The sequence below is a fragment of the Rhodopseudomonas sp. RCAM05734 genome (assembly GCF_052658035.1).
In genome coordinates this window covers 3,254,100-3,270,132 of the sequence record NZ_CP199742.1, presented here as the reverse complement: position 1 = coordinate 3,270,132, position 16,033 = coordinate 3,254,100, and the positions used below count along the sequence as shown (strand labels likewise).

The 16,033-nt window shown below is 63.6% G+C and carries 17 protein-coding genes; 5 read left to right on the top strand and 12 right to left on the bottom strand.

Annotation, left to right across the window (positions count from 1 at the left end; translation table 11 throughout):
• Positions 1-218: 218 nt before the first annotated feature.
• Genes ACUXVA_RS15420 through miaA form a run of 3 tightly spaced genes read right to left on the bottom strand, consistent with a single transcriptional unit; the run spans position 219 to position 1,818 of the window.
• Complete coding sequence (locus ACUXVA_RS15420; RefSeq protein ID WP_445493105.1) at positions 219-527, bottom strand: HigA family addiction module antitoxin; 309 nt, start codon at positions 525-527, stop codon at positions 219-221.
• A gap of 8 nt (positions 528-535) precedes the next feature.
• Positions 536-829 carry a type II toxin-antitoxin system RelE/ParE family toxin gene (locus tag ACUXVA_RS15415; RefSeq protein WP_445493102.1) on the bottom strand — a complete coding sequence of 98 codons (294 nt, stop codon included), beginning with the start codon at positions 827-829 and terminating at the stop codon, positions 536-538.
• Positions 830-861: 32 nt separating this feature from the next.
• Positions 862-1,818 (bottom strand): tRNA (adenosine(37)-N6)-dimethylallyltransferase MiaA, encoded by a 957-nt coding sequence (gene miaA / locus ACUXVA_RS15410; protein WP_265079520.1) that lies wholly within the window; start codon positions 1,816-1,818, stop codon positions 862-864.
• On the opposite strand from miaA, the gene serB reads away from it, so the two are divergent.
• Entirely contained in the window at positions 1,796-2,689 is an 894-nt protein-coding gene (gene serB, locus ACUXVA_RS15405; RefSeq protein ID WP_445493100.1) for a phosphoserine phosphatase SerB, read from the top strand. The two genes, miaA and serB, sit on opposite strands and share 23 nt — an antisense overlap.
• A gap of 797 nt (positions 2,690-3,486) precedes the next feature.
• On the opposite strand, the gene ACUXVA_RS15400 is transcribed toward serB, so the two are convergent.
• The 9 genes from ACUXVA_RS15400 to ACUXVA_RS15360 all read right to left on the bottom strand — a co-directional run bounded on the left by ACUXVA_RS15400 (position 3,487) and on the right by ACUXVA_RS15360 (position 12,467).
• Entirely contained in the window at positions 3,487-5,001 is a 1,515-nt protein-coding gene (locus ACUXVA_RS15400; RefSeq protein ID WP_445493098.1) for a Do family serine endopeptidase, read from the bottom strand.
• Between the two features lie 179 nt (positions 5,002-5,180).
• A complete protein-coding gene (locus ACUXVA_RS15395; protein WP_265079522.1) occupies positions 5,181-5,381 on the bottom strand; it encodes a DUF2065 domain-containing protein in 201 nt (66 codons plus the stop codon).
• Between the two features lie 174 nt (positions 5,382-5,555).
• Positions 5,556-6,455 carry a protease modulator HflC gene (hflC, locus tag ACUXVA_RS15390; protein WP_445493096.1) on the bottom strand — a complete coding sequence of 300 codons (900 nt, stop codon included), beginning with the start codon at positions 6,453-6,455 and terminating at the stop codon, positions 5,556-5,558.
• Positions 6,452-7,600 (bottom strand): FtsH protease activity modulator HflK, encoded by a 1,149-nt coding sequence (gene hflK / locus ACUXVA_RS15385; protein ID WP_265079524.1) that lies wholly within the window; start codon positions 7,598-7,600, stop codon positions 6,452-6,454. Before hflK ends, hflC begins: the two co-directional genes overlap by 4 nt.
• A gap of 174 nt (positions 7,601-7,774) precedes the next feature.
• Positions 7,775-8,299, bottom strand: a complete 525-nt coding sequence (locus ACUXVA_RS15380) for a dihydrofolate reductase (RefSeq protein WP_265083783.1) — start codon at positions 8,297-8,299, stop codon at positions 7,775-7,777.
• A 20-nt stretch (positions 8,300-8,319) separates the two neighbouring features.
• A complete protein-coding gene (locus tag ACUXVA_RS15375; protein ID WP_445493093.1) occupies positions 8,320-9,114 on the bottom strand; it encodes a thymidylate synthase in 795 nt (264 codons plus the stop codon).
• A 186-nt stretch (positions 9,115-9,300) separates the two neighbouring features.
• Positions 9,301-10,281, bottom strand: a complete 981-nt coding sequence (locus ACUXVA_RS15370; RefSeq protein ID WP_265079526.1) for a tripartite tricarboxylate transporter substrate-binding protein — start codon at positions 10,279-10,281, stop codon at positions 9,301-9,303.
• 112 nt (positions 10,282-10,393) lie between these two features.
• Positions 10,394-11,959: a tripartite tricarboxylate transporter permease gene (locus ACUXVA_RS15365; RefSeq protein ID WP_265079527.1), complete on the bottom strand. Its 1,566-nt coding sequence runs from the start codon at positions 11,957-11,959 to the stop codon at positions 10,394-10,396.
• Between the two features lie 7 nt (positions 11,960-11,966).
• Positions 11,967-12,467 carry a tripartite tricarboxylate transporter TctB family protein gene (locus ACUXVA_RS15360; RefSeq protein ID WP_445493090.1) on the bottom strand — a complete coding sequence of 167 codons (501 nt, stop codon included), beginning with the start codon at positions 12,465-12,467 and terminating at the stop codon, positions 11,967-11,969.
• A 470-nt stretch (positions 12,468-12,937) separates the two neighbouring features.
• Here ACUXVA_RS15360 and ACUXVA_RS15355 point away from each other — a divergent pair, with 470 nt between their 5' ends.
• The 4 genes from ACUXVA_RS15355 to ACUXVA_RS15340 all read left to right on the top strand — a co-directional run bounded on the left by ACUXVA_RS15355 (position 12,938) and on the right by ACUXVA_RS15340 (position 15,667).
• Entirely contained in the window at positions 12,938-13,432 is a 495-nt protein-coding gene (locus tag ACUXVA_RS15355; protein ID WP_265079529.1) for an SspB family protein, read from the top strand.
• A 94-nt stretch (positions 13,433-13,526) separates the two neighbouring features.
• Positions 13,527-14,939 carry a class II fumarate hydratase gene (gene fumC / locus ACUXVA_RS15350; protein ID WP_445493088.1) on the top strand — a complete coding sequence of 471 codons (1,413 nt, stop codon included), beginning with the start codon at positions 13,527-13,529 and terminating at the stop codon, positions 14,937-14,939.
• Between the two features lie 288 nt (positions 14,940-15,227).
• Positions 15,228-15,416: a DUF4169 family protein gene (locus tag ACUXVA_RS15345; RefSeq protein WP_265079531.1), complete on the top strand. Its 189-nt coding sequence runs from the start codon at positions 15,228-15,230 to the stop codon at positions 15,414-15,416.
• On the top strand, positions 15,413-15,667 hold the full coding sequence (locus ACUXVA_RS15340; RefSeq protein WP_265079532.1) for a ribbon-helix-helix domain-containing protein: 255 nt from the start codon (positions 15,413-15,415) through the stop codon (positions 15,665-15,667). The genes ACUXVA_RS15345 and ACUXVA_RS15340 overlap by 4 nt, the downstream gene beginning before the upstream one ends.
• Positions 15,668-16,033 lie beyond the last annotated feature (366 nt).

Here is a 16,033-nt window from a genome sequence, read left to right as displayed (position 1 = left end):
TGGCCAAAGCCGGAAGTCAAGCGAAGTTGCCAATATCGCGCCAATTGGCAGCGTAGCCGGGTCTTTTGGGTTCGGCGAGCGCAAAATGGGGCGGGCAGCCCTGCGCCCGGTAGGGCCGGCAACGCGGCCCGACCATCGCCGCCCTTATGGTGAGAGGGCGCGAAGCGCCGTCTCGAACCACGAGCCTGCCCAGGTCGCGCAGCAACGCACGCATAACGCTACGCCGCGTTCACCAACGGCGTCGCACGTTCGATCCGCGCAAGGTCTTGCGGCGAGTGCATCGCCTCCCAGAGGTCGTTGCGGCGCTGCACGTTCAGCCAGAAGTCCGGGCCATTGCCGAAAACGCGCGCCAGAATGAGCGCCGTCGCCGCTGTCACATTGCGACGGTTGTTGCACAGTTCGTTCACATGCTTGCGCTGGACGCCCATCGCCTTGGCCAACGCCGCCTGCGTCAGCCCAAGGGGTTGCATGAATTCCTCTACCAGTATTTCGCCGACCGTCGCCGGCTTGCGCTTGGTCATCACCATGTGTCGCCTCATCGGTAGCTGTGATCGTCCAGATAGATGTCCGACGCTTCACCCTGGCCGCCCCACCGGAAGATCAGCCGCCATTGGTCGTTGATGCGAATCGAATGAAAGCCGCTCAGCCTGCCCCGCAGCTTCTCGAAATGATTGCTGGGCGGAACGCGCAAATCCTGATCGGTCGTCGCGTCATCGATCATCTGCAATTTACGAAACAGCCGGCTTTCGATGTCTGCCGGAATATTCCGGAAGCGGACATCGTCTACGAAGAAAGCCCGCAGCCATGCGTCGCGAAAACCCACGATCATTCCGGACCTCCCGGATGAGCTAATGTACCACTCTATGGGTCTTCGTGCAACGGTCCCGCCAGCTTCCCCACCGCCTCCTCCGGCGTCACCCATTCGAACTGCGGCAGTTGGTGCCGGAACCAGGTGAACTGCCGCTTGGCGTAGTGCCTGGTATCGGCGCGGCCGATCACGGCTGCTTCTTCCAGCGGGAGTTCTCCGCGCAGATGTCTGATCAGCGCCGGCACGCCGTGGGCCTTCATCGCCGGCAGCAGCGGATCGAGGTTTCGCGCAGCCAGCGCGGCGACTTCATCGAGCGCCCCTGCCCTCAGCATCACATCAAAGCGCGCATCGATCCGCGCATAGAGCTCATCGCGCTCCGGCGTCAGGAACACCGCCGTAAAACTATCCGGCGGCAGCAGCGGCGGCATCGCATCGGCATGCCAATCGGTGAGCGAACGCCCGGTGGCCTCCACCACTTCCAGCGCCCGCGCCACGCGGCTGCGGTCGCGCGGATTGAGGCGTTGTGCCGATGCGGGATCGCGCAAGCTGAGCGCCATGTGCAGCGCCTCCGGCCCGTCGCGCTCGAGCCGCATGCGAACGTCCTCGCGGACCTCCGCCGCAATCGGCGGCACGTCGGACAGCCCGACGGTGAGCGCCTTGAAGTAAAGCCCGGAGCCACCGGTGAAGATCGGCAGCCGATTTTGCGCGCGCACCTCGGCCAAAACCTGCGCGGCCTCGGCGACCCATGCGCCGGCCGAAAAGTTCACCGCGGCGTCGACGGTGCCATAAAGCCGATGCGGCGCCATCGCCTCCTCGTCAGCCGTCGGACGGGCGGTGAGTATGCGCAGGTCGCGATAGATCTGCATGGAGTCGGTATTGATGATCACGCCATCGTGCGCCTGCGCGAGGCGCAGCGCCAGCGCCGACTTGCCGCTGGCGGTCGGCCCTGCGATAAGCAGCGCTCTGCGCTCACTCCCGGAATTCACCATGTCTCTCGTTGCGACGCTCATCTGCCATCCCGCCAATCCCGCCCTCGATAGCACGGTGCTGGACGGCGCGCGCGCGGCGCTGCCGGGTCCGAACCACGCCGAGTGGCTGTTCGACGGCGTCGCCGCCGACATCTTCTTTGCCAGCGACGACGACATGCTGGCGATCGCCGAGCGGCTGCGCGCGTCGCGCGGCGACCAGCCCATCGACATCGTCGTGCAGCCTGCCGCCTCGCGGCGCAAGAAGCTTTTTCTGGCCGACATGGACTCCACCATGATCGGCCAGGAATGCATCGACGAGCTCGCCGACTTCGCCGGGCTCAAGGCCCATGTCGCGGCCATCACCGAACGCGCGATGCGCGGCGAGATCGAATTCGAACCGGCGCTGCGCGAGCGCGTGGCGCTGCTCAAGGGCCTGCCGGTCGGCGTCGTCGACGAGGTGCTGGCCAGCCGCATCACGCTGAATTCCGGCGGCCGCGAACTGGTGCAGACCATGCGCGCGCACGGTGCCTATACCTGCCTCGTCTCCGGCGGCTTCACCCTGTTCTCGCGCAAGATTGCCGAACTGATCGGGTTTCAGGAAAACCGCGCCAATGAATTGCTGGTCAACGACGGCAAGCTGACCGGCGAAGTGGCCGAACCGATCCTCGGCCGCGCCGCAAAACTCGCCACGCTGGTTGACCTGCGCGAATCCTTCGATGTCGACGACATCGACACGCTGGTGGTCGGCGACGGCGCCAACGATCTGGCGATGATCCAGTCGGCCGGCCTCGGCATCGCCTACCACGCCAAGCCGGCGGTCGCCGCCGCCGCCCACGGCCGCATCGATTTCGGCGACCTCAGCGCGCTGCTTTATGCGCAGGGTTTTAAGCGCAGCGAGTTCGTCGGCGGGTAACGCTGAGCACGGCTTCGTTCCCCGGACGCGGTGCACCACGTCGATTGCAATGCGCTGGCCCGTTCCCCGGACGCGATGCACTACGCCGCCTTGCGGCGTGGTGCTTCGCAGATCCGGGGCCGTCCCAATCGGCGCCCTGGTACGATCCCGGATCTGCGCAGCAGCATGCGATGCTGCGCATCGCCATGCCGCAGCGCGTCCGGGAAACGGAAGCTGGGACGCGCGAACAAGGCAAATCTCTTCATTAGCGCTATTGACTATTATCCTAATTTGGACTAATAATCCCTCCGCCCTGCTCAACGAGGGGCGCTGTCATGAGGCGCCTTGAGAGTGGAGGAGGATGCGGTGTCCCGCGCATGCGCCTCGCAAGCGCATCCCGGGAGGCTGGGGTCACCGTCCGGGCCCTACTACGGGGGCTCTGCCTTGAGTGGCTGGACGCGGATGGCGAAAGGCGGGCGAAATCCCGCCGGAGTGGCTCCCAAAGGGAGTTCACGTGCCAGCCCGGAAGCACGGTCCCCTTGCCATAAACCCCGCGGTGGCGCGCCCGCAGGCGCCGCGACCTGCTTCGCCGTTGCGACGGCGGTGCGGATCGCGCCCAACCACCACAACCGCGCCTGCCGGCGCGCCGCTCCCCTCATGTCCGGAGGGGAGGACTGCTCACACCTCGGACGCATCATGCGCCGCGAGAACGAGAGCACTTGGCTGTTTGACAATTGAATCAGTTCTGCGCGACAGCACGCGCATCTTTACCCTCCCCTTGAGGGGGAGGGTAAGAAGAGCCAACGCGCGCACGGCCCCTACTGCACGCTCAGCGCGACAAAGCGCAGCTCACCTTCGGCGTTCGACACCAGCAGCAGCACCGACTTCTTGCCGTCCTTCTTGAGCGCATCGACGCGCTTCTTGACGTCGGCGGGATTGCTGACCGCCTCCTGCGCGACCTCGACGATGACGTCGCCGGCGGCCAGGCGCTTCTCGGCGGCGTCGGAGCCGGCATCCACCGAGGTGACCACCACGCCCTTGACACTGTCCTTGATCTTGTACTTGGCGCGCATGTCCTTGCTGAGGCCGGTGATGTCGAGGCCGAGCGCCTTCTGGGTCGCGGGCTTCTCGGCTTCCGGTGCGGATTTCACCGAGGCCGGCTGCGCCTTCTCGCCGTCGTCGAGACGGCCCAGCGTGACCTGCTTGGTCTCTTCCTTGCCCTTGCGGATGATCACCACATCGACAGCCTTGCCGACCGCGGTGTCAGCCACCACGCGCGACAGGTCCTTGGGCTCCTTGATGTCCTTGCCGTCGAACTTGATCACCACATCGCCGGGCTCGATGCCGGCGGGTTTTGCCGGCCCCTTGTCCTCAACGCCGGCGATCAGCGCACCGCGCGCCGGCTTGATGTTCAGGCTTTCGGCGATCTCGTCGGTGACCTGCTGGATGCGGACGCCGAGCCAGCCGCGACGCAGCTCGCCGAACTGGCGCAACGAGTCGACCACACCGACCACGGTCTTCGACGGCACGGCGAAGCCGATGCCGATGGAGCCGCCGGACGGCGAGATGATCAGTGTGTTGACGCCAATGACTTCGCCGTCGAGGTTGAACAGCGGGCCGCCGGAATTGCCGCGGTTGATCGAGGCGTCGGTCTGGATGTAGCTGTCATAGGGCCCGGAATTGATGTCGCGGTTGCGCGCCGAAACGATGCCCGCGGTGACGGTGCCGCCGAGCGAGAACGGGTTGCCGATGGCGATCACCCATTCGCCGAGCCGCAGTTTTTCGGAATCGCCGAACTTCACCGCGGTCAGCGGCTTGGGCGGCGTGAACTTCAGCACCGCAAGGTCGGTCTTCTTGTCGACGCCGACCAGCGTCGCCTTGATCTTGGTGCCGTCGTTGAGGATGACGTTGATCTCGTCGGCATCGGCGATGACGTGGTTGTTGGTGACCACGACGCCGGAGGTGTCGATGATGAAGCCGGAGCCGAGCGAATTGGTCTTGCGCGGCTGCATGCCGCCATTCTTGTCGCCGCCGGGACCGCCGCGACGGTTCTTGAAGAAATCGTCGAAGAACTCCTCGAACGGCGAACCGGGCGGCAATTGCGGCATCGCACCGCGACCGCTGTCGCTCTTGTCGCCGCCGCCCTTGGCCTCGATGGTCTGGGTAGTGGAGATATTGACGACCGCATCGATCACCTTCTCGGCGACGTCGGCGATCCCGTCAGGACCGCGCGCAAAGGCCGGTGCGGTGAACGCCGCGACGGACGTGCCAAGGCACAGCGCCGTCAGCAGCGGGCGCAGGCGGCGGCTCAGGGCTGGAATCGCGATGGACATGAGCGGAGCGTCTCCTGAAGGGATTCGGGAATTTGAAGGCAGATTGCGCCCGTTTGCAGCATTGGCGCAAGCATCGCGCGGCTGCGGCAGGCCACCATCAGCGTCGCCGATTGCGGCGAAAAGCAGAGCGGCGGTGCACGATCGCGTTGATCAGGCAGTGGTTTTCAGGGGCAGCCCGGTCAGCGCCGGACGTACCAGATCAGGATCAGGCCGCCGACCGCGGAGCCGATTCCGGCGAGCCGCAGCATGTTATCCGGGGTTGCCAGTGCGCTCTTCATGGCGCGCCGCATCCAGCCGGGGATGGCCAGGAAGAGAATACCTTCAAGCACAAACAGGATTCCGAGGCCGATGAGGAAGTCGGCAAACGCTATGGACCTCATCCGACTTCAACTCCCGACCGTTCACGCCCTGGACGCTTTTATATGTGCGACGCGCCGGGAGCGATCCGGAGTTGGCTCCGGATCGCCCGCGGCGCGCCCCATCCTTTAGAGCAGAGTGCGGTCGAACGCAAAACAGGTATCGGCGTATGCTGAACAAACGCCGATGTTTGCGCCTTACGGCTTGGCTGCGACGGGCTCCGCCGGCTTGCCCGACGGATGGGCAAAGAAGCGGAAGAACTCCGAATCCGGCCGCAGCAGGAAGCGGGTGTCGTTGTTCTTGAGCCCGTTCTCATAGGCGGTCATGGAGCGGTAGAACGCGAAGAAGTCGGCGTCCTTGCCATAGGATTCGGCGAACAGACGGTTGCGCTCGCCGTCGCCCTCGCCGCGCACCTGCTCCGCCTTCGAGTTGGCCTCGGCGATGATCACCGTGGCTTCGCGATCCGCCTTGGAACGGATCTCCTGGGCCTTCTGACCACCCTGGGCGCGGAACTCGGCGGCCTCGCGCTGCCGCTCGGTCTGCATCCGCTGATAGACCGCCTGGCTGTTCTGCTCGGGCAGATCGGCGCGACGGATCCGGACGTCGACGACGGAAATGCCGTAACCGTCGGCCTCCTTGTCGAGCTGGTCGCGGATCTTGTTCATCAGGCCTTCGCGTTCGTCACGCACGACCTGGATGAAGGTGACCTCGCCGAGCACCCGGCGCAGCGACGCGTTGAGCAGCGTCGTCAGCTGGATGTTGGCGGCCTGGATCGACCCGATGCTCTGGTAGAAACGCAGCGCGTTCTTGATGCGATAGCGCGCGAACGCATCCACCACGAGGCGCTTCTGGTCGGAGGCGATCACTTCCTGCGCCGGATTCTCGAGATCGAGAATCCGCTTGTCGATGGAGATCACGCTGTCGATGAACGGCACCTTGAAGTTGAGGCCGGGCTCGGTGACGACACGGACCGGCTCGCCGAGCCGAACCACCAGAACCTGTTCGGTCTGGCTGACGGTGAACAGCGAGCTGAAGCCGATGACGACGACGAACAGCGCGACGACGAGCGCAACGATACCTGAAATTCCGGACTTCATCGGGTGCTCCCGCTCTGCTGTTGCGGCTGCACAGGTGTCGCCGGGGGCTGCCGCCGCGGCGACAGTTCATTCAGGGGAAGATAGGGCAGAACGCCCTGCGCGTTGGCACCGCCGTCATAGACCAGCTTCTCGGCGCCGCCGAGAATCCGCTCCATGGTTTCGAGATAGATGCGCTGGCGGGTCACTTCGGGCGCCTTCTTGTATTCGTCGTAGACTTTCAGGAAGCGCGCGCTCTGGCCCTTGGCCTCGGCGACCGCCTGCTCCTTGTAGCCTTCGGCGACCTGGAGGATTTGCGAGCCACGACCGCGCGCATCGGGAACGACACGGTTGGCGTAGGTCTGCGCTTCGTTCTGCAGGCGCTCGAGATCGGCACGCGCCGCCTGCACGTCGCGGAACGCGTCGATGACCTGGGCCGGCGGATCGACCTTCTGCATCTGCACCTGCTGGACCAGGATGCCGGCGCCATAGCTGTCGAGCGTCTTCTGCATCAGCTCCTGAACGTTGGCCTCGGTGGTGGTACGGGCGCCGGTGAGGATCGGCTGGATGTTGGCGCGACCGACCACTTCACGCATGGCGCTTTCGGCGACCGCTTTCACGGTGCCTTCGGGGTTCTGGATGTTGAACAGGAAGTTGCCGACGCCGTCCGGCTTGATGCGCCACAGCACCGTGAAATCGACGTCGACGATGTTCTCGTCGCCGGTCAGCATCAGGCTTTCCTCGGGCACGTCGCGCATGGTGCGTCCGCGCCGGCCGGGATCGTCGCCCAGCGTCATGCCGATGCTCAGCGTCGAGACGCGCAGCGCCTTCGGCAACAGCACGGTCTCGATCGGATAAGGCAGATGATAGTTCAGACCGGGCTGCACGGTGCGCACATGCTTGCCGAAGCGCAGGACAACGCCGAGTTCTTCCGACTGCACGCGGAAGAAGCCGGACAGGCCCCAGATCGCCACCGCAGCGACGAGCACCAGCAGGATGCCCATGCCGCTGACGAAGCCGCCGGGCAGCAGCGACTGCAGACGATCCTGTCCGCGGCGCAGCAGATCCTCGAGATCAGGCGGCCTCGGGCCGGACGATTGCGGACCCGAACCCCAGGGTCCTTTCGGACCAGAGCTCCACGGGCCTCCGCCTTGATTCTTCCACGGCATTCAAATCTCCTCGGCGCGGGCGCCGGACCGAAGTCCAGCCTCGCATGGTCAGCACGGCTTTATAGGGGACCGTCCGGCACCTTACAACGCAGGTCGTTACGTGCAGGAGCTATGCTTAACCCCCTGATTGTCAATGCAGAACATCGCCGGATGCGGTTAATGCCGGCGGGGCGACTATATGGCGCGGGGGCCGCTCTTATGCCGCTCATATGTCACATAGGAGAAATCGGCGCTGTCATCCGGGCCGGCAGGATGCTTGATGCGCGCCACTTCGTCCCATTCCGCGGCATCAATGGCAGGAAACACGGTGTCGCCATCGGGCCTGGCATGAACCTCGGTGATTTCGAGCCGATCGGCGATCCCCATCCATTGCGCATAAATGTCGGCGCCGCCGATCACCGCAATCTCAGTGGCTAAACGCCGCAGCGCATCGCCCTGCGCCACCATGCGGGCAGCTTCCATCGAGGTCGTGACCACAGCGCCCGCAGCCTGGTACTGCGCGTCGCGCGTGATGACGATGTGGGTTCTCCCGGGCAGCAGCCGAGGCAGCGACTCGAAGGTTTTGCGGCCCATGACGATGGGCTTGCTCATGGTCAGCGCCTTGAAGCGCTGCATGTCGGACTTCAGCCGCCACGGGATCGCGTTGCCCTGCCCGATCACGCCGTTCTCGGCGACAGCAACGACGAAGACGATCGCGATGCTGGACTTGTTAGTCGCGTTCAAACCGCGACCTCGGCCTTGATATGCGGGTGCGGGTCGTACCCCTCCAACGTGAAGTCCTCATAGCGGAAGGCAAAAATGTCCTTCACCTCGGGATTGATGGTCATCACCGGCAGCGGCCGCGCCGGGCGGGTCAGTTGCAGCCGCGCCTGTTCGAGGTGATTGGAATACAGATGCGCGTCACCGAGCGTGTGGATGAAGTCGCCAGGCTTCAGCCCGGTGACCTGCGCCACCATCATCGTCAGCAACGCGTAGGAGGCGATGTTGAAGGGCACGCCGAGAAACACGTCGGCCGAGCGCTGGTACAACTGGCAGGACAGCTTGCCGTTCGCCACGTAGAACTGAAACAGGCAGTGGCACGGCGGCAGTGCCATCTTGTCGACGTCGGCAGGATTCCACGCCGTCACGATCAGCCGGCGCGAATCCGGATTGCGCTTGATCATTTCGACCACGTTGGCGATCTGGTCGATCGCCCGGCCGTCGGCCGCCGGCCACGAGCGCCACTGCGAACCGTAGACCGGGCCGAGATCGCCATTGGCATCGGCCCATTCGTCCCAGATCGAGACGCCGTTATCCTTGAGATACTTGATGTTGGTGTCGCCGGCCAGAAACCACAGCAGTTCGTGGATGATCGCCTTTAGCGGCAGCTTCTTGGTGGTCAGCATCGGGAAGCCCGCCGCCAGGTTGAAGCGCGTCTGGTGCCCGAACACCGACAACGTGCCGGTGCCGGTGCGGTCGTGTTTTTCCGCGCCGTCGGCGAGGATCCGCTCAAGCAGGTCGTGATATTGATTCATGTCGGCAACTGCGAGCCTTGGAGTGGCGTGGGAGCCGGCGAACCTAGCGCCCAATCGCCGACTGGACAGCCACGATTCGACGCTGACACCGAATTATACCCTGGAAAATGGCCCCCTGCCCCGCAAACGGCAAGGGCCGGATCCTGGGATCCGGCCCTTGAAATCACGCCACAATCTGGCGCGTGGTCACATCGTGGGTTTGAGCACCGCCGACCATTTGGCGACTTCGCTCTTCACCAGGGTTGCCAGCGCGGCCTGGGTGCGGCCTTCCGCCTTCGGGATATCCGATCCCAGATCGAGCAGCCGCTTGCGGACGTTCTCGTCGTCCAGTGCCTTGGCGGCGGCGGCGTTCAGCTTGGCGAGGATCGGCGCGGGCGTCCCCTTGGGGGCGAAGATCGCGTTCCAGGCCGACACCTGATACTTGGGCAGGCCGGCTTCGGTGGTGGTCGGCAGGTCCGGCAGTGACGGGTTGCGCTCCGGTGTCGCCACCGCATAGGCCTTGATGGTGCCGCCATTGATCTGCGGCACGGCGTTGACGATCTGGTCGCACATGTAATCGACCTGGCCGCCGACCAGCGCGTTCATTGCGGGCCCGGTGCCGTTGAACGGAACCCCGGTCGGCTTGATCTCAAGTACCGAGTTGAGCAACTCGCAGGACGAGTAGGAGACCGAGCCGATGCCGGCATGGGCCATGTTCATCTTGTCGGTGTTGGCCTTCACGTAAGCCACGAATTCCTTGAGGTCCTTGGCCGGAAAATCCTTCTTGGCAAGGATCAGGATCGGCGTGCCGGCGAGCAGCGCGACGGGCTCGAAATCCTTCTCGGGATGATAGGCCAGCTTCGGATAAAGCGGCACCGCGGCGGCATGGGTGCCCATGTGGCCGGTGATCAGCGTGTAGCCATCCGGATTGGCGCGCGCCGCGCGCGTGGTCGCGGTGGTGCCGCCTGCACCCACCACGTTCTCGATGATGATGCTCTGGCCCAGCGTCTTGGCCATCTCGGCAGTGACGATGCGGGCAATGATGTCGGTCGGTCCGCCGGCGGCGAACGGCACAATCATGGTGATCGAGCGGGTCGGATAGTCCTGGGCCTGGGCGGAAGCGGCAATCGATCCGAGGCCGGCCAGCGCGAGACCGGCGGTCGCAAGTGTGCGACGAAGGTAGTTCATGGCGTTCTCCCCGAAATTTTATGTCATCGCCAGCGCGACACATTCCGGGCAACTGAATACACGCCGCGGCCCGAAGTCCATTCGACTTCGGGCCGCGGCGCAACGCCGCAGGTCAGTTTTCGGATTCGACGAACACCTCGTCGCGCTTCTTCCGCAAGGAGGGAAGCAGCGCCAGCACCAGCAGGAAGGCCGAGATCGCCATCAGGCTCGCCGACAGCGGACGGGTGAAGAATACCGTCGCATCGCCGCGCGAGATCAGCAGGGCGCGGCGCAGGTTCTCTTCCATCAGCGGTCCCAGCACCATGCCGAGCAGCAACGGCGCCGGCTCGAAATCGTGCTTGATCAGCCAGTAGCCGAGCAGACCGAAGATGCCGGCCAGTACCACGTCCATCGGCGCGTTGTTCACCGAATAGATGCCGATGCAGCAGAACACCACGATCGACGGGAACATCAGGCGGTAGGGCACGCGCAACAGGCGGACCCAGATTCCGACCAGCGGCAGGTTGATCACCAGCAGCATCAGGTTGCCGACCCACATCGAGGCGATCATGCCCCAGACCAGTTCGGGCTGCTTCTGCATGACCTGCGGGCCGGGCACGATGCCATGGATGGTCATCGCGCCGACCATCAGCGCCATGACGGCGTTGGGCGGAATGCCCAACGTCAGCAGCGGAATGAACGAGGTCTGCGCCGCGGCGTTGTTGGCGCTTTCAGGCGCCGCGACACCTTCGATCGCGCCGCGGCCGAACCGCGACGGATCCTTGGCGAGCTTTTTCTCCAGCGTGTAGGCAGCGAACGACGCGATCACCGCGCCGCCGCCCGGCAGAATGCCGAGGATCGAGCCCAACACCGTACCGCGCAGGATCGCCGGGGCAGAATCCTTCATGTCCTTGCGGGTCGGCATCAGGCCGGTGACCTTCTGCTGAACCAGTTCGCGATCGCCCTCGCCGCCCGCATCGAGGTTGCGGATGATCTCGGCAAAGCCGAACAGGCCCATCGCCACCGTGGCAAAGCCAAGGCCGTCGGCGAGTTCGGGGATGTTGAACGACATCCGCGACGCGCCGGTCTCGATGTCGGAGCCGACCATGGACAGCAGCAGGCCGAACACGATCATCGCGATCGCCTTCAGCACCGAGCCCTTGGCCAGCACCACCGCGAAGATCAGGCCGAGGACCATCAGCGAGAAATATTCCGCAGGTCCGAACGCCAGCGCCAGCTTGGTGAGCGGCGCGCCGAGCACCGCGATCAGCACGGTCGCAACGCAGCCGGCGAAGAACGAGCCGATCGCCGCAATCGCCAGCGCCGGACCGGCTCGGCCCTGCTTGGCCATCTGGAAACCGTCGAGCGCGGTCACGACCGAGCCTGCCTCGCCGGGAATATTGACCAGGATCGAGGTGGTGGAACCGCCATACTGCGCGCCGTAATAGATGCCGGCGAGCATGATCAGCGCGCCGACGGGCGGCAGGCCGAAGGTGATCGGCAGCAGCATGGCCACCGTGGCGATGGTGCCGATGCCCGGCAGCACGCCGACCAGCGTGCCGACCAGCGCGCCGATCAGGCAGAGCAGGATGTTCATGGGAACGGGAATCGACAGGCCGTGCAGGAACGCCGGCGACCACTGCACGAACTGGAAAACGACGCCGAAGCCGAGGCCGAGATTGGAGAAAAGATCGCCCATGATGCCCTCAGCGGTTCAGAAACGTCGGCAGCATCTGCATCGGCAGACCCAGCCCATAGGGAAACAGAATCGCGCAGAACGCGGTGAGGCAGACGCCGACGATGAAGGTTTCCTTCCACCGCGTCTCATGGGTGCCGAGCGCAGCGATCATGAAGCTCGCCATCGCGGCGAAGATCATGCCCATCGGGCGAATGCTGACGGCGAAGCTCAGGATCGCCAGCGAGACGAACAGCGGTCCGCGCCATGCATAAACCGCGAGCCTCGGCCCTTCGGTCAGCACGCCGACCAGCATGATGGCGAAGCCAAGCCCGAGCAGCAGGATGCCGAACATCCGCGGCGCGGTACCGGCACCAAAGGAGAAGCCCCGCATGCCCTGCAGGTCGCTGGAAGCCCAAAGTGCGAACGCCGCAATCGCGACCAGGGCGAGACCGCCAAAAAAATCCTGCGGTGCCTTGATCCAGTTCGGCAGAACTGAATCCTCCGGCACATGGCTCGGCATATCACTCATCGGTCGGTTCCCCCTTGTAACGAGCCTGTCGCCCACGTCTTCTGGTTGGCTTCATTCAGCCTCCAGACCAAGCCTGCCTAGCGATTTTCATTGGAGAATGCCAGCGAAACCAAAACTGTCCCCACCACGCCATCACACAACAACCATAGCGGGTTGAGCCGCGTGGCAACCGACAAAACGGCGGCAACGGCCGATCGCGATCGCCGCTGGACAGACCAAAACCTGCCCCCAGGACTGGCCCCTCCGATCAACCGGAGGCCAGCCCGCCGTCAAGGCGCCAGCGGGAAGAAGCCGGAGTCCAACGGCAGCGCGGCTTTATCCCCCTCTATTTCCGTCCTATATTGGGGCTGCAGGCTTGCCTGGCGTGCTGACCTCGGGCTTAAGCCGGGATAGAATGAAACAGACGGCGCGAGTCGGCCACGGTATCGCCGCCGGCCCGCGTGTGGCTTTTGAACGACGGGACCGACCTGATGGCTACCGATCATATCCGATACGACGTCTTGGCCCGTGACGCGTTGCGCAGCGTGCTGCGCCGCGTGCTGACCGACGCCGCCGAACACGGCCTGCCGGGCGAGCACCATTTCTTCATCACCTTTGTTTCCACCGCCGACGGCGTGAAACTGTCGCCCAGGCTGCTGGCGCAGTATCCGGAAGAAATGACGGTGATCCTGCAACACCAGTTCTGGGATCTGGTGGTGACCGAGGACCGCTTCGAGGTCGGGCTGTCGTTCAACGGCATTCCGGAACGCCTGGTGGTGCCGTTCAACTCGATCAAGAGCTTCTTCGACCCGTCCGTGCAGTTCGGCCTGCAGTTCGAACCGTCCGAGACCGCGGCAGAAACGGCCAGTGCCAGCTTGGCTGCGGACCCAGCGCCCCCTGCTCCCCCGGCGCCGGGCGACGACGAGTCTCCAAAGCCGAGCGAAGGCGCCGAGGTCGTTCGCCTAGATCGTTTCCGCAAGAAATAAGCCTTCCGGCCATCAAGGATGCGCGCGCCGCGCAGCGGCACTAAACTTATGCGCCGCTCCGGCGTTGGTGTGGCACCGCAACGGACAGCAACCCATGCCCCACGCCTCGAAGACCACCGGCTCTACCCGCACCGAGACTGACAGTTTCGGTCCTATCGAGGTGGCGGCCGACCGCTACTGGGGCGCGCAGACCGAACGATCGCGCCAGAACTTCCGCATCGGCCATGACCGGATGCCGATGCCGATCATCCGCGCCCTCGGCATCGTCAAGCTCGCCGCAGCGCAAACCAATCTCGAACTCGGCCTGCTCGACCAGCGGCGTACCCGCGCCATCGTCCGCGCCGCACGCGAGGTGATCGACGGCAAGCTCGACGAAGAGTTCCCCCTGGTAGTGTGGCAGACTGGTTCTGGCACGCAGACCAACATGAACCTCAACGAGGTCATCGCCAACCGCGCCAACGAATTGCTCGGCGGCGAGCGCGGCAGCAAGAAGCCCGTGCATCCCAACGATCACGTCAACATGAGTCAGTCGTCGAATGACTCGTTTCCGACAGCGATGCACATCGCGGCAACCGAAGGTATATTGAAGCAACTCATTCCCGCTTTGGATGAACTATCAGTTGCGTTGCGCAAGAAGGAGAAGGCGTTCGCGACCATCGTCAAGATCGGGCGCACCCATACGCAGGATGCGACACCCCTGACATTGGGACAGGAATTCTCCGGCTATGCGGCGCAAGTCGAGAGCGGCATCGCGCGCCTGCGCAGCGCGGTGAAGGATCTTTACCCTCTGGCGCAGGGAGGCACCGCAGTCGGCACCGGCCTCAATTCAAAACCACGGTTCGCCAAGCTGTTTGCCAAACATGCGGCCGCGCTGACCAAGCTTCCCTTCGTCAGCGCGCCGAACAAGTTCGAGGCGCTTGCATCCAACGACGCATATGTCTTCGTGCACGGCGCCATCAACGCCGTCGCGACCGGCCTGTTCAAGATCGCCAACGACATCCGCCTGCTCGGATCGGGTCCCCGTTCCGGGCTCGGCGAACTGATCCTTCCGGAGAATGAGCCAGGCTCATCAATCATGCCGGGGAAGGTAAATCCGACACAATGTGAAGCGATGACAATGGTATGCTGCCAGGTATTCGGGAACCACACGGCCATCACGGTGGCCGGCAGCCAGGGTCATTTCGAGCTTAACGTGTACAAGCCGGTGATGGCGCATTGCATGATGCAGTCCATCCAATTGCTGGCGGATGTGTCGCGTTCCTTCACGGAAAACTGCGTAAGCGGGATTCGTGCCGACGAGAAAAGAATACAGGATCTGATGGAGCGATCGCTGATGCTCGTCACTGCCCTCGCGCCGAAGATCGGATATGATAACGCCGCCAAGGTGGCCAAAATTGCACACAACAGTGGAACCACGTTGAAGGAAGAGGCTGTCCGGCTGGGCTTCGTAACGCCCATAGAATTTGACCGGCTCGTTCAGCCGATCAAAATGATACACCCTGGCTAGACGCGCAATCGACAGTAACTTCTTATTGAGGATGCGCTGGCGCCGAAATAGTTATAATTTATAAGGGCTAAGTGCTTAGACCGAACCTCTATCGTCGATGGTTTTCACCGTGATAGAGCAGAAGACGACAGCGAAAGGATTCGCAACGGTATATATTTTGTGACGTCGAGTGGAATAACGGAGTATTATTTGGTGTTTGAAACCAGATTTACTGCTCGAACGTACAACTACCGGATGGTGAGCTGAAAGTTATCGCTCAAGAATTTTTATTGAATGACAGGAGAGATCATGGGCGACCTGATCAATCTGAACCGATTTAAGAAACGTAGCGCGCGAGACGAAGCGGCCAAGCAAGCCGAGGTAAATCGTGCGCAGTTCGGCCGGACCAAAGCCGAGCGTAATTTGCAAGAGCAACGCACAATCCGTGCGAATAATTTGCTGGATCAGCATCACATTGATGGCGAGGACGCATCATGAAATCGCCCGTAGTTAAACGTTCAATCGTCGTCGCAGGTCACAAGACCAGCGTCAGCCTCGAAGAGGCGTTCTGGAACGGCATGAAGGAAATCTCGAACCTTCGGGACATGACACTCTCGGAGCTCGTCGGCGAGATCGATACGAATCGGCAGCAGGGCAATTTGTCCTCTGCAATTCGACTGTTCGTGCTGGACTACTTCCGTACGCGCGCTGTTCCGCATCGCCCCCAGGAACACAGCCTCACCATGTGAGCGCAACGGGCGCCTGCTTCAACTGATCCGATGCAGGCGTTCATCGTCGGTGCGCTCTCAAGGCCGCCGGGACCAGCTCGAGTTACTGTCGCGCTGAGTTCGCCGGCGGCGTCAGCACAAGCGGAGGCGCGGGCCGCGGCCTTGGCGAGCGTGCAGCACCGGGAGCAGGTCTGATTTCAATCGGCGCAGGCAACGGCGCAAGCTGCGGGCTGACCGATGGCGTAGTCGAATCCTGCGGCAACGCTGCAGGGCGTGGAAGCGCTGGCCGCGATGGCGTCCGGCGCGGATCGCGACCGGGAATCGGCACGTCCGCGGCCGGCGGTAAGGCCAGCAATTGCGAAGCCGAAGGCTCCGGCGGTTTTTCCG

What these genes read in the sequence shown, in the direction of transcription:
- ACUXVA_RS15420 (WP_445493105.1), bottom strand. Translation starts at nt 527, where the DNA reads ATGGTGATGACCAAGCGCAAGCCGGCGACGGTCGGCGAAATACTGGTA.
- ACUXVA_RS15415 (WP_445493102.1), bottom strand. Translation starts at nt 829, where the DNA reads ATGATCGTGGGTTTTCGCGACGCATGGCTGCGGGCTTTCTTCGTAGAC.
- serB (WP_445493100.1), top strand. Translation starts at nt 1,796, where the DNA reads ATGTCTCTCGTTGCGACGCTCATCTGCCATCCCGCCAATCCCGCCCTC.
- miaA (WP_265079520.1), bottom strand. Translation starts at nt 1,818, where the DNA reads ATGAGCGTCGCAACGAGAGACATGGTGAATTCCGGGAGTGAGCGCAGA.
- ACUXVA_RS15400 (WP_445493098.1), bottom strand. Translation starts at nt 5,001, where the DNA reads ATGTCCATCGCGATTCCAGCCCTGAGCCGCCGCCTGCGCCCGCTGCTG.
- ACUXVA_RS15395 (WP_265079522.1), bottom strand. Translation starts at nt 5,381, where the DNA reads ATGAGGTCCATAGCGTTTGCCGACTTCCTCATCGGCCTCGGAATCCTG.
- hflC (WP_445493096.1), bottom strand. Translation starts at nt 6,455, where the DNA reads ATGAAGTCCGGAATTTCAGGTATCGTTGCGCTCGTCGTCGCGCTGTTC.
- hflK (WP_265079524.1), bottom strand. Translation starts at nt 7,600, where the DNA reads ATGCCGTGGAAGAATCAAGGCGGAGGCCCGTGGAGCTCTGGTCCGAAA.
- ACUXVA_RS15375 (WP_445493093.1), bottom strand. Translation starts at nt 9,114, where the DNA reads ATGAATCAATATCACGACCTGCTTGAGCGGATCCTCGCCGACGGCGCG.
- ACUXVA_RS15370 (WP_265079526.1), bottom strand. Translation starts at nt 10,281, where the DNA reads ATGAACTACCTTCGTCGCACACTTGCGACCGCCGGTCTCGCGCTGGCC.
- ACUXVA_RS15365 (WP_265079527.1), bottom strand. Translation starts at nt 11,959, where the DNA reads ATGGGCGATCTTTTCTCCAATCTCGGCCTCGGCTTCGGCGTCGTTTTC.
- ACUXVA_RS15360 (WP_445493090.1), bottom strand. Translation starts at nt 12,467, where the DNA reads ATGAGTGATATGCCGAGCCATGTGCCGGAGGATTCAGTTCTGCCGAAC.
- ACUXVA_RS15355 (WP_265079529.1), top strand. Translation starts at nt 12,938, where the DNA reads ATGGCTACCGATCATATCCGATACGACGTCTTGGCCCGTGACGCGTTG.
- fumC (WP_445493088.1), top strand. Translation starts at nt 13,527, where the DNA reads ATGCCCCACGCCTCGAAGACCACCGGCTCTACCCGCACCGAGACTGAC.
- ACUXVA_RS15345 (WP_265079531.1), top strand. Translation starts at nt 15,228, where the DNA reads ATGGGCGACCTGATCAATCTGAACCGATTTAAGAAACGTAGCGCGCGA.
- ACUXVA_RS15340 (WP_265079532.1), top strand. Translation starts at nt 15,413, where the DNA reads ATGAAATCGCCCGTAGTTAAACGTTCAATCGTCGTCGCAGGTCACAAG.